Below are 12,949 nucleotides of genomic sequence, written 5' to 3' on the forward strand. Positions count from 1 at the left end.
ATCTTGTCCAAATTCTAAGATAGGGGTATAATAAGTAAGAAATAAAACAAAAATTTAGGGGGCGTTCGTATGTCAAGATATATAATGAGTGATATACATGGTCACTATAAGGAATTTTCAGAATTATTAGAAAGAATAAAATTTAAAGAGGAAGATGAACTGTATATAAATGGAGATTTAATAGATAGAGGAATAAGTTCTTCTCAGTTAATTGAATTTGTAATGGAAAATAAGAATGTTCATTTAATTTTAGGTAATCATGAGGAGCTATTTATGAATGCATATGAAGCAGTTGATTTAAATGGCGATTTAGATATACGAGAAGTTACTTGTACAGATAAAAATGGAAATGAAGGAATTTGCAAAGTTAGTGATATTGAGCCTTTAGCATTATGGTTAATGAATGGTGGATATGAAACTATATTTGAAATTAAAAGATATAATAGAGTAAGTGGAAGAGATTTGTTTAAGGAGTTTTATGAGTATTTAAAAACTTGTCCGAAATGGCTTATTATTGATGATCATATAATATCCCATGCAGGAATAGAGTTTTATCCACATGTCGATTATACAGATGAAGATATAGAATTTATTTTATCAAAGGCAGAACAAAGTGAGAAATTTCTTTGGGATAGATATCTTTTTGACAATGCATTTCAACAAGATGAACTTAGAGTTCCACCAGATTATGTCAGTGTAATAGGACATACACCTATACAAAATATAGATGGATATGTAGAAGAAGATTTAGAAGAAAGCGTTTCAAGAGAAAATGATGAAGGAGCAAAGCTTATAAATACAGACTTTGGAATTCATAGAAGTGGTCTTGTTGGCGCATACGATTTAGATAGTAATAGAATAAAAGTCCTTATAGATGATGAATTAAAAAGTTATAAAATATAAGAAAAAAGCTTTTGCAAAATATTTTTGCAAGAGCTTTTTTTTACAAAATAAGTTTTCAACATTGATGAAAGAAAAAGAAAAAAAATGAAAGAAAATGAAAGAAAAATATGAATTGACATTAAAAGAAAATACATATAAAATTTACAATGGAATAAAAAATAAGGGGATAGAGAAAAGTGAATAATTACAAAGGAATAATATATGCAATATTAGCATCAGTGGCATTTGGACTTATGCCAATTTTTGCAAAATGGTCTTATAGTACAGGAGCAAATCCAACATCAGTATTATTTTTTAGATTCTTAATAGCTGGAATAATATTATTTATATATTTAAAGGTGAAAAAAATAAAAATATTGATTGAGAAAAATCAATTTTTAATTCTTTTTATAACAGGTATGATAGGATACACACTTACAACACAAACTTTATTTGTATCATATAATTATTTGAGTGTAGGTCTTGCAACTACGTTACACTTTATATATCCAGTATTTGTATGTATATTAGAATATTTATTTTTCAAGAAGATAATGAGTGGTAAAAAGATATTATCATTAATATGTTCAGGTATTGGAGTATATGCACTTGTAGCTTTTGAAAATAATACATTAAGTATAATTGGAGTTACATTAGCATTAATTTCGGGAATTACTTATGGAATAAATGTATTTATATTAGCCTTAGATAAAATAAAAAATATAGATAATAGAGTTGTAACTATGTACATAAGCTTAGGTGCTGCAGCTGGAATGTTTCTTTATGGAGTATTTGATAAATCACTTATTTTAAAAGTGAATGAAGAGATGTTTATAACATATATATTAATAGCAGTAGTATCAACTATTCTTTCAATAATTCTTTTATTAAAAGGAATAGAATTAATTGGAGCAACATCAGCATCAATACTTGGAACCTTTGAACCGATAGTAAGTATTGTAATGGGAGCAATTTTATTTTCAGAAAAAATAACTTTTGCATTATTTATAGGAACTTTTTTTATTATAGTTTCAACTGTAGTAATAGCAAAAGAAAAATAGTTTTAAGAGCAGTTTTTATAATTGCTCTTTTTTAATGTCTAGGCAAGTATAAAAATTTATGTTCTATAAAAGCCTATAGTTAGTGGTTTCACTGAAGTTTTAGAAATTAAAAAAGAGATTTGTTGGCATGGAGCCTCTAGCTCCACTGTGTTTAATGTTTAGTTCCACTCTTTTTAAATTTGAAAATAAGAAGGAAGTATATTATAATAATTAATATTCAGAAATAATAATTAAACGTAGGAGAAGAATAATGGAATTTTTAAATAAAGAGCATAAAGAAAGATTTTTACATATGGAAAATAAAAGTGGGAAAACTTTAAAAAATAAAGAATATGAATTACTTTATTTTATAGTTGCAGGAAATGAAGGATTATGGAATAAAAAAGATATTATTTTATCAGAAGAATTTGATGAATTAATAATAGATTTAACATTAGATAAAAATAGATGTGTAGATTCTAAAGAGCTTACTAATGGTGAGAAAAAATTATTAAATTTAGGAATAAATATGTTTAATATAAGACTGGCTAAAATGCCACTTGCAGAAATTATGTATGATTTAGATTTAGAGGATCAAAGATTAGCATTTAATTTAATAAAATTTAAATATAATATGTAAAAGAGACCTTAAAAGGTCTCTTTTATTTATAACAAATTGAATAAAGATTATGATAGAATTATTGTATACAGAAAGGGAGGTTTTAAAATGAAATTTTTTATGCCAACAGAGGTTTTTATAGGGGAAAATGTAATTTTAAAAAACAAAGAGAGATTTGAAAATTTAGGGGAAAAAGCTTTAATAGTTACAGGAAAAAATTCATCAAAGCAAAATGGGTCATTAAAGGAGATTGAGGATGTTTTAAATGAAAATAATATAAAATATATTATTTTTGATAAAGTTGAAGAAAATCCAAGTGTTCAAACTGTAGTTAAAGCAGGAGATTTAGGAAGAAATGAAAAGGTAGATTTTATAATAGGAATAGGTGGAGGTTCACCAATAGATGCAGCTAAAGCTATAGGGGTTTATATTTTAAATACAGATTTAACAGAAGAAACTCTTTTTACAACTAGAAAGTTAAAGGGATTAGATGTTATAGCAGTAGCTACAACTGCAGGTACTGGTACTGAAACAACTCAATATTCAATTCTTACAGATAATGAAAATAAAACAAAAAGAAATTTAGGACAAGAAATTTTTCCAAAATTAGCTTTTGTAGATCCAAGGTTTATGATGGGGATGAATATCCAAACTACAAGAAATACAGCTATAGATGCATTATCACATATTGTAGAGGGATATTTAAATACAAATGCTAATAAAATTACTGATGGATTAGTCAAAGTTGCATTAGGGATTTTTTCAAAAAGTATAGATGGACTTAAAAAAGGAGCTCTTACAATTGAGGATAGAGAAAATTTAGCAATAGCTTCAAATATAGGTGGAATGATAATAGCACAGACAGGAACATCACTTCCACATGGGCTTGGATATGCATTAACGTATAATAAAAAATTACCACATGGATTAGCAAATGGATGTTTGTATAGAGAATATTTAAAAGTTTTCAAAAAAAGAGAAAAAGTAGATGCATTACATGAGATGATGGGTATGGGATCTTTAGATGAACTTTGTGATTTTATAGAAGAAATGATGAATATAGAGTTAGAAATTACTAAAGAAGAAATAGAAGAATATACAAGTAGCTTTATGGGAAATAAAGATAAACTTAAAAATCATCCTGAAGAAATAAGTTATGAGGAAGTTTATAACTTATATTTTAAAAGTTTAATGAAGTAAAGAAAAATAAAATTTAAAATAAAACAATAGAGTCTAATTTTTTTGAATTTCATAAAAATTAGGCTCTATTTTATTGGTTTTAAAATATATATTAAAAATTTTTAACAAATATTGACAAAGTTAAATAGGAGGAATAATATTGATATATTAATTAAAAGGAAGAAGGTGGTAAAAGTGGACGTTTTTGGAGAGTTGTTTAAACTTGATTTAGGCTTTATAAGTATCAGTGGAGATATAATAATTCAATGGGTTATTATGGCTTTTTTGATAGGCGTAAGTTTAGTTTGTGTCAAAGGCTTTAAAGTTTTAAAGCCTGGGAAAGTTCAAGTGGCTATAGAGGCTATGTATGGTGCTCTTGGAAATGTTGTAGATGAAAACATGGGTGATAAATATAAAAGTTATGTTCCATTTGTAGGAACACTTGGAGCATTTTTATTTATTATTAATATCTTAGGGATATTTGGTTTTGCATCTCCAACTAGAAATCTAAGTGTTGTAGTAGGATTTACAATAATAACTTTTGTATTAGTTCATGGAAATTCTATAAAAAGAAATGGAGTTAAAGAATATATAAAAAGTTATGGTAGGCCGTATATTGCAATGTTACCTATAACTTTAATGGAAAAGGTAGTATTTCCATTATCTTTAGCACTAAGACTTTTTGGGAATATTTTAGCATCAACTATAGTAATGGAACTTTTATATATGGGATTGTCTAAAATAAACTTTTTAGCCCAAATAGGTATTCCTATAGTAGGGCATGCATTCTTTGATTTATTTGATGGAACGATTCAAACTATAATCTTTGTAATGCTAACAATAATAACAATAAAATTGCAAGCAGAAGAATAAGGAGGGTATAAAAATGGGTGATATTGGGATACTTGCAGCAGGTATAGCTGTTATGGCAGGAATTGGTGGAGGAATTGGAACTGGAATTGCAACTTCAGCAGCGATAAAAGCCACAGTAAAACAACCTAAAGCGGCAGGAAAAATACAAGCAATATTCATTATGGCAGCAGGACTTTGTGGAGCAACAGCTATATATGGATTTATTATTTCAATGATAATATTATTTGTAAAATAAGGAGAGGATATTATGAATTATACAGTATTAGCAGCAGGATTTGCAGCAGTAACAAGCATAGGAGCGGGAATAGGAATAGGAATAGCAGCTAAAGGTGCAGTTGAAGGGTTGGCTGAAAGACCTGAAATGAGTAGTAAAATACAAAGTTTATTTATTTTAGGAGCTGGTCTTGCAGAAGCAACAGCTATATATGGTTTAGTAGTAGCAATAATACTTTTATTTGTAAAGTAAAGAGGGTTAGATTATGGAATTAGAATTAGGTAAAGTAATAGCAACAATAATAAATTTCTTAATATTATATTTTATATTGAAAAAATTCTTTTTTGATAAGATAAAAGGAATATTGCAAGAAAGAGAAGACATATTAGGAAAAAGAATCTCAGATATAGAAGAAAAAGAAGTGATTGCAGAGAATTTAATAAAAATACGAGAAGCTTTAGTAACAGAAGCAAGAATTGAAGGAAAGAAAATTATTGAAAAGAGAAAGATCCAAGGGGATAAAATTTATGATGAACTTCTTTTAAAGGGGCGAGAAAAAGTTAAAGAAATAGAAGATAGAAAGCTTAGAGAATTAGCTCTTGAAAAAGAAAAAGCTATGGAAGAAATAAAAGAAGAATCTGTAAATATAGCAATAGCTTTATCGGAAAAAATTGTAGAGAAAAAGTTAGATGATGATGAGCAAAAAAGAATTATAGACGAGTTCATTAAAACTTTAGAGGTATAAAGATGTATGATTTTTTAGATATAAGATATGCAAAAGCACTTTATGATATAGGAAAAAGAAAAAATAAAGTTGAAGAGTTTTTAGTTGACTTAAATCAAATATGCGATGTATTTGACCAAAATGAGAAGCTTTTAAGATTAATGCTTCATCCTGAAATAAAAATAAACAAGAAAAAAGAAGTTTTTTCAAAACTTTTTGGAGAAAAAATAGATGAAGAATTATTAACCTTCATTTATATAGTTATTGAAAAAGGAAGAATTGCATTTTTAAGGGAAAAGGTCAATCAATTAGAAACTATTTATTTAAGTGAAATAAATACAATAAAAGGCGTTGTTAAAACAGCAATAGAGCTTACAAAAGAGCAATATGAAGAGATTGTAGAAAAGCTTGAAAAGAAATATGGGAAAACTGTTATTTTAAAAAGAGAAATAGACAAAGATTTAATTGGAGGGGTATATATAAACCTTGATAATAAAATTATTGATGGAAGTATAAAAAGGCAGTATGGAGATCTTAAAGAGAATATTTTAAGGTAATGGGAGACGAGGTGAGAAAATGCATATTAAAGCAGATGAAATTACATCATTAATAAAAGAAGAAGTTTTAAAATATGACAGATACTTGCAAACTGTAGATTCAGGGACAATTATAAGTATTGGGGATGGGGTTGCAAGAGTATATGGATTAGATGAGTGCATTGAAGGAGAAATTTTAGAATTCCCAAATGGAGTTTTAGGAATGGCACTTAATTTAGATGAAGACAATGTAGGATGTGTTCTTCTAGGTTCAGAAGAAGGAATAAATGAAGGTGATGATGTTATAAGAACAGGAAAGGTTATGGAAGTTCCTGTTGGAGAAGGATTGCTTGGAAGGGTTGTAAATTCACTTGGAGTCAGTATTGATGGAAAAGGAGAAATTAAACCTTCAGGCTTTAGAAAGATAGAAGAAAAAGCACCATCAATAATAAAAAGAAGTTCTGTAAATGAACCTCTTCAAACAGGAATAAAAGCAATTGATACAATGATTCCTATTGGAAAAGGGCAAAGAGAACTTATTATAGGAGATAGACAAACAGGAAAAACATCAATAGTAATAGACACTATCTTAAATCAAAAAAATAAAAAAGTAGTTTGTATTTATGTGGCAATTGGTCAAAAACAATCAACAGTTGCAAGCTTAGTTAATAGATTACAAAAGCTTGGAGCTATGGATTATACTATTGTAGTTTCTGCATCAGCATCAGAGGGAGCACCACTTCAATATATTGCACCTTATGCAGGGTGTGCAATGGGAGAATATTTTATGGAGAAAGGTTTAGATGCATTAGTTATATATGATGATCTTTCAAAGCATGCAGTAGCATATAGAACAATGTCTCTTCTTTTAAAAAGACCACCAGGACGTGAAGCTTATCCAGGGGATGTATTTTATATTCATTCAAGACTTTTAGAGAGAGCTGCCAAATTATCAGAAAAGCATGGTGGAGGTTCTCTAACAGCATTGCCAATTGTAGAAACTTTAGGGGGAGATGTGTCTTCATATATTCCAACTAACATTATCTCTATAACAGATGGGCAAATATTTTTAGACTCAGAACTTTTTTATTCAGGACAAAAGCCAGCTGTAAATGCAGGAATTTCAGTTTCAAGGGTTGGAGGAAATGCTCAAATTAAAGGAATGAAGGACGTGTCAGGAACATTAAGATTAGAACTTGCACAATATAGAGAGCTTGAGGCTTTTTCAAAGTTTGGAACAGACTTAGATGAAGATACAAAGAAAAGGCTTGAAAAAGGAAAAAGATTAGTAGAGATATTAAAGCAAGATATATTAGAACCATTAGATGTATATAGCCAGATAATCTTATTTTATGCAGCTATAAATAATTATTTAGATGATGTAGATATAAAAGCGATTAAAAAGTTTGAAAAAGAATTTTTAAAATATATAGAAACTAGCGAAATTTTATTGCTAGAACTTTTGAAAAAGGAAAAAAAGATAACTGATGAAATAAGGGTTGATTTAGATGATGCTATAAAATCCTTTAAAAGTAGTTTTTTTGAGAAATAATTATGCAAGAAATGAGTTTGTTAGAAATAAAAAAAAGGATAAAAAGTATTAGAAGTACGCAAAAAATAACAAAAGCAATGGAGCTTATATCTATATCAAAACTTAGAGTGGCAAAAGAACTAAAAAAAGATAATGAAGCATATTTTACAAAAATAAAAGAAATAAGAGAAGAGATAGGTTTTATAGGAAGAAATGAAAGAAGTATTTTCAAAGAAGAAGGAAAAGGAGATACTATATTATTTATAGTTATAGGATCTGACTCAGGGTTATGTGGGAATTTTAGTGGGCAAGGGATTGATTATATAAAAAATAATTATGAAAAAGAAAAAAAACTAATAATAAGTCTTGGTGGAAGAGTTTCGTCTTATATAAAAAAATATAAATTAGATAAATACAAAGAATTTATAGACTTTAATAAAGATGTAAATTTTATGTTTGCAAAAGAAATTCAAAAAGAAGTATTAGATTTATATAAAGATGAAAAATTAAAAGAAGTTAGAATAGTTTACAGTAAATATGTGTCTAGTATAAAAAGTGAAATATTAGATGAAAAATTACTTCCATTTAATCCAGAAGTAAAGGAAATAGAAGAAGTATACTCTAGTAATAAAAGTGAAAGAGGGCTTTTAGAGTTTTTTATAAAAAAATATATAAAATTAATGATAATAGAAGGGTGTATAGAATCTAGAATAAGTGAAGAAAATTTACGTATGCAAACTATGAATATGGCAAATAAAAATGCAGATGAAATGCTTAAAAGTCTTAATATAAGATATAACAGAGCAAGACAAAGTAATATAACAAGAGAGCTTACTGAAATAATCAGTGGAGCTGAAGCTCAAAAGTAGAGGGGAAAAATTATGATATGGCAAAAAGAGAACTATGGAAAGGTAGTAAGGGTCATAGGACCGGTAGTAGATATTAGATTTAATAAAGGAAGACTACCAAGTATATTAAATGCAATAAAAGTAGAATTAGAAGAAGGAAAATGGTTAATATGTGAAGTTGAACAGCATTTAGGTGATGATGTTGTTCGTACAATAGCTATGGAAGAAACTGAAGGAGTAAGAAGAGGGTTACTTGCATTAGACTTAAACACGCCAATTAAAGTTCCAGTAGGAGAAGAAACATTAGGAAGATTATTTAATATTTTAGGAGATACGATTGATGAAGGGGAAGAAATTGAATTTAAAAAATATCTTCCTATTCATAGAAAAGCACCAAGCTTTGAAGAACAAATGATAGAACCAGAAATTTTAGAAACAGGAATAAAGGTTATAGATCTTTTAGCACCATACCAAAGAGGTGGAAAAATAGGTCTATTTGGTGGAGCAGGAGTTGGAAAAACTGTTCTTATACAAGAGCTTATAAGCAATATAGCAAAGGTTCAAGGAGGATATTCTGTATTTACAGGAGTTGGAGAAAGGTCAAGAGAAGGAAACGACTTATATACAGAAATGAAGGAATCAGGAGTTATTAAAAATACAAGCTTAGTTTTTGGACAAATGAATGAACCACCAGGAGCTAGAATGAGAGTAGCATTAACAGGGCTTACTATGGCAGAAGAGTTTAGGGATTCAGGAAAAGATGTTCTTTTATTTATAGATAATATTTTTAGATTTTCACAAGCAGGTTCAGAGGTTTCAGCACTACTTGGAAGAATTCCATCAGCAGTTGGATACCAACCAACTCTTGCAACTGAAATGGGAGCTCTTCAAGAAAGGATAACATCTACTAAAAATGGAGCAATTACATCAGTTCAAGCGGTATATGTACCAGCAGATGATTTAACAGATCCAGCACCAGCTACAACATTTACTCATTTAGACGCTACAACAGTATTAAGTAGAGGAATAGCTGAGCTTGGAATATATCCAGCAGTAGACCCATTAGAATCAACATCAAGGGTATTAGATAAAAGAATAGTAGGAGAAGAACATTATGAAGTTGCAAATGAAGTTAAAAATATATTAGAAAAATATAGAGAGCTTCAGGATATAATTGCAATTTTAGGTGTAGATGAATTATCTGATGAAGATAAAATTTTAGTTTCAAGAGCTAGAAAGGTTCAAAGATTTTTATCACAACCCTTTGCAGTAGCAGAACAGTTTACTGGGATGAAAGGAAAGTATGTAGGAATAAAAGATACTATAAAAGGCTTTAAGAAAATATTAAATGGGGAACTTGATGACATAAAAGAATCTGCTTTTTTATTTGTAGGAACTATAGAAGAAGTCTATGAGAAAAATAAAACTTTATAAGGAAGTTTAAAGATGGAAGAAAAATTTAGTTTAAAGATAAGAAGTGGAATAAATATAAAGGCAGATTGTATGGTTGAAAGACTGTTAATTGAGACAGAGAGTGGAGAGTTCACTATTTTAAAAGATTTTCATAATTTTTTAGGATATATAGAAAATGGAAGTGTAAAACTTTTTTACGATGGAAAAGAAGAAATGATTTCTATTGAGGAAGGGCTAATAGAATTTAAAAATAATAAATGTGAAATATTAGAATGAAAAAATTCAGATGAATGAAAAATTCATCTGAATTTTTATTTGAATAGAGATTTAAATATGTGATACCATTAATTTAAGAGTAGGTATCTTTTCTATAAGCTTATAGAAGTGTAAAAGATAAAATAGATACTTAGATATTAGATAAACTAAGAGGAATGAGGATTTAAGATGAAAAAATATAGCAGTGGATGCACATTAGATTGTTTTGATTGTTGTAAGTTTGATGTTTATAAAGATGAAGAGGGCAAAATTGAAATAAAAGGTGATAAAAATCATCCCTTTACAAAAGGTTTTATTTGCAAAAAGGGATTATATCATAAAGATATTATAAAAAATAAAAAAAGAATAACCAAACCTCTTCTAAAAGTAAATGGAAAATTTGAAGAAATAAGCTTTGATAAAGGACTAGATATAATTATAGATAAATTAAATAAATGTAAAAATGATGAGATAATTTATTATGAGCAGTATGGAAATGGAGGTCTTTTAAAAAGTATAGGAGAAATATTCTTTAACTTTTATGGTGGTGTTCTAAGAGGAAAGGGGGGACCATGCTGGAGTGCAGGAATAAAAGCACAAAAGTTAGATTTTAAAAAAGTTTTAAGACATAGCTTAGAGGATTTAGAAAACAGTAAAACAATAGTAATATGGGGGAAAAATCCAGCCTTTACATCTATTCATGAAATGAAAGCTATTTTAGATGCAAAAAGAAATGGAAGCTATGTTATTACAATTGACCCAATAAAAACAAAAACAGCAGACCTTTCAAATCTTTATATAAGTCCAAAGCCAAATGGAGATTATTATTTAGCATTAGCTATGGGAAAATATATCATAGAAAATAATTTAATAGATAAGAAGTTTATAAGAGCGAGAGTAGAAAATTTTGATGAATATAAAAAAGCTATAGAATCTTTTGATATGGAAAGGTTAGTAGAAATGAGTGGTGTTTCCTTAGAGGAAATAGAAAAGCTTTCAAAGCTTTATACAAATAAACCTTCATCAATTATATTAGGATATGGACTACAAAAATATAAAAATGGTGGAAATACAATAAGAGCTATTGATACTCTTGGAATGATAACAGGGCAAATAGGAATAAAAGGTGGAGGAGTAAACTATGCAAATAAATTGTATGGTGATATTTTAAATTTAGACCCGTATGAAAGCTATAAATATGCTAAAAACATAGAGTTTAGTAGTGGAAATATAGGAGATGTAATCCAAAAAGAAAAGGTGAAAATGCTTTTTATAACTAAAAGCAATATTTTAAATCAATTACCTAATATAAACAAATTAAAGGAAAGTTTTAAAAAGGTAGATTTTAAGGTTTGTTTTGATCTTTATATGACAGATACAGCTAAAGAATGCGATTTATTTATACCAAGCACAGCAACTCTTGAAAGTGAAGATTTATTATTTAGTTCAATGACTAATCCATATTTAATATATAAAGAAGAAGTAATAAAGCCAAGAAATCCTTTGATGGATGAATATAATTTTTATAATGAACTTTCTAAAAGATTAAAGCTTGAAAATTATCCAATAGATATAAAAAAGAAAGAGTATTTAAATAAAGTTTTAGAACCATTAAATGTAACTGTAGAGAATGTAAAAAATGAATATATAACAAAAGAAATAAAGGTTCCGTTTAAAGAAAATGAGGAAAAATTTAGTGTTGGGAGCTTTGAAATAAATGATGAAAAGAAAAGAGAGGGTTTAAGGCTTTTAACAAATCACAGTAAAGATACTTTATTTAGTCAGCATTTTATGGATAAAGAAGGAATTTCAGAATTTTTTATAAATGAAAAAGAAGGGTTGAGATTAAAGCTTAAAAACAATGAGATATATCTATTAAAATCAAATGTTGGAGAAATAAAAGCTAGATGTATTATAGATAATAAAATAAAAGATAATGTAGTTATGATGGAAGTAGGATGGAGTGAAAGACATGGAAATCCTAATTACTTAACTAAAGAATATATATCAGACATTGGACTTCAAATAGCGTATAATGAAACTATAATTGAAATAAAGAAACAGGGGGAATAAAAATGATTTTTAAAATAGTATTGTTAGTAGTTGTAGGGGGATTAATAGGTTGGATTACTAATATATTAGCTATAAAACTAATATTTAGACCTTTAAAAGGAATAAAAATATTAAACTTTGAGATAATTGGGCTTATACCAAAAAGAAGAAAAGAGATAGCAAAAAATATAAGTGAGATAGTAGAAAGAGATTTAATTTCAATAGATGAACTTTTAGAACAAGGTTTTAAGGAAGAGGATAAAGAAGAATTAGTTTCTCTTATAAAGAAAAAGATAATGGGTGTTATAGATGAAAAAACAAAGTTCATACCAAGCTTTGTATTAACAATGATTAAAGCACCATTAGAAGAAGTTATAGATGAAGAATTAGATAAAACTATTGAAGAAGCAATTGATGATATAAAAGAAAAAGGTGTAGAAAAAATAAAAGAAAGAATAAATATTGGAAAGATAGTAGAAGAAAAAATAAATGCATTAGATTTAGAAGAACTAGAAAAAATAATATTAGAAATATCAAAGAAAGAATTAAAGCATATAGAAGTTTTAGGGTTAGTATTAGGAGCTTTAATAGGACTTGTACAAGGAATAATAATAACATTAATTTAAAATTTAACACAATGTTTAATAATAATTAAGTTAAGTGTAATCTAAACAATTTCAAATATGGTACTATATTTTATATAAGAAGTTTTTACATGAGGAGAAAAAGGATGAAAGCATGGAAAGTTGTAGGTACTGTAGGTATAATAGTTCTGATTGTTTT

General features: G+C 27.7%; 15 protein-coding genes. All 15 read left to right on the top strand.

Annotated features, from left to right (window positions below; translation table 11 throughout):
• Positions 1-69: 69 nt before the first annotated feature.
• Positions 70-903, top strand: a complete 834-nt coding sequence (locus ACRC28_RS04765) for a metallophosphoesterase (protein WP_438542309.1) — start codon at positions 70-72, stop codon at positions 901-903.
• Positions 904-1,079: 176 nt separating this feature from the next.
• Positions 1,080-1,943, top strand: a complete 864-nt coding sequence (locus ACRC28_RS04770; protein WP_438542310.1) for a DMT family transporter — start codon at positions 1,080-1,082, stop codon at positions 1,941-1,943.
• A 250-nt stretch (positions 1,944-2,193) separates the two neighbouring features.
• A complete protein-coding gene (locus ACRC28_RS04775) occupies positions 2,194-2,562 on the top strand; it encodes a hypothetical protein (protein ID WP_438542311.1) in 369 nt (122 codons plus the stop codon).
• An 87-nt stretch (positions 2,563-2,649) separates the two neighbouring features.
• Positions 2,650-3,741 (top strand): iron-containing alcohol dehydrogenase family protein, encoded by a 1,092-nt coding sequence (locus tag ACRC28_RS04780; protein ID WP_438542312.1) that lies wholly within the window; start codon positions 2,650-2,652, stop codon positions 3,739-3,741.
• A gap of 174 nt (positions 3,742-3,915) precedes the next feature.
• Positions 3,916-4,593 (top strand): F0F1 ATP synthase subunit A, encoded by a 678-nt coding sequence (locus ACRC28_RS04785; RefSeq protein ID WP_438542313.1) that lies wholly within the window; start codon positions 3,916-3,918, stop codon positions 4,591-4,593.
• 13 nt (positions 4,594-4,606) lie between these two features.
• The gene (locus ACRC28_RS04790; protein WP_438542314.1) at positions 4,607-4,828 is read left to right on the top strand and encodes an ATP F0F1 synthase subunit C; all 222 of its coding nucleotides are present in this window, start codon (positions 4,607-4,609) and stop codon (positions 4,826-4,828) included.
• 12 nt (positions 4,829-4,840) lie between these two features.
• Entirely contained in the window at positions 4,841-5,059 is a 219-nt protein-coding gene (atpE, locus tag ACRC28_RS04795) for an ATP synthase F0 subunit C (protein WP_438542315.1), read from the top strand.
• A 13-nt stretch (positions 5,060-5,072) separates the two neighbouring features.
• A complete protein-coding gene (atpF, locus tag ACRC28_RS04800; protein WP_438542316.1) occupies positions 5,073-5,552 on the top strand; it encodes a F0F1 ATP synthase subunit B in 480 nt (159 codons plus the stop codon).
• A gap of 2 nt (positions 5,553-5,554) precedes the next feature.
• Positions 5,555-6,088, top strand: coding sequence for a F0F1 ATP synthase subunit delta (locus tag ACRC28_RS04805; protein ID WP_438542317.1), 534 nt, complete (start codon positions 5,555-5,557; stop codon positions 6,086-6,088).
• Between the two features lie 19 nt (positions 6,089-6,107).
• Positions 6,108-7,619: a F0F1 ATP synthase subunit alpha gene (gene atpA / locus ACRC28_RS04810; protein ID WP_438542318.1), complete on the top strand. Its 1,512-nt coding sequence runs from the start codon at positions 6,108-6,110 to the stop codon at positions 7,617-7,619.
• A gap of 2 nt (positions 7,620-7,621) precedes the next feature.
• Positions 7,622-8,467 carry an ATP synthase F1 subunit gamma gene (atpG, locus tag ACRC28_RS04815; RefSeq protein WP_438542319.1) on the top strand — a complete coding sequence of 282 codons (846 nt, stop codon included), beginning with the start codon at positions 7,622-7,624 and terminating at the stop codon, positions 8,465-8,467.
• 12 nt (positions 8,468-8,479) lie between these two features.
• Positions 8,480-9,880: a F0F1 ATP synthase subunit beta gene (gene atpD, locus ACRC28_RS04820; protein ID WP_438542320.1), complete on the top strand. Its 1,401-nt coding sequence runs from the start codon at positions 8,480-8,482 to the stop codon at positions 9,878-9,880.
• Positions 9,881-9,892: 12 nt separating this feature from the next.
• On the top strand, positions 9,893-10,135 hold the full coding sequence (locus tag ACRC28_RS04825) for a hypothetical protein (RefSeq protein ID WP_438542321.1): 243 nt from the start codon (positions 9,893-9,895) through the stop codon (positions 10,133-10,135).
• A 168-nt stretch (positions 10,136-10,303) separates the two neighbouring features.
• Positions 10,304-12,187, top strand: coding sequence for a molybdopterin-dependent oxidoreductase (locus ACRC28_RS04830; RefSeq protein ID WP_438542322.1), 1,884 nt, complete (start codon positions 10,304-10,306; stop codon positions 12,185-12,187).
• A 2-nt stretch (positions 12,188-12,189) separates the two neighbouring features.
• Positions 12,190-12,792: a DUF445 domain-containing protein gene (locus ACRC28_RS04835; protein WP_438542323.1), complete on the top strand. Its 603-nt coding sequence runs from the start codon at positions 12,190-12,192 to the stop codon at positions 12,790-12,792.
• Positions 12,793-12,949: the final 157 nt, after the last annotated feature.

The sequence above is a fragment of the Clostridium sp. genome (assembly GCF_051650885.1).
Classification (GTDB): Bacteria; Bacillota; Clostridia; order Clostridiales; family Clostridiaceae; genus Clostridium.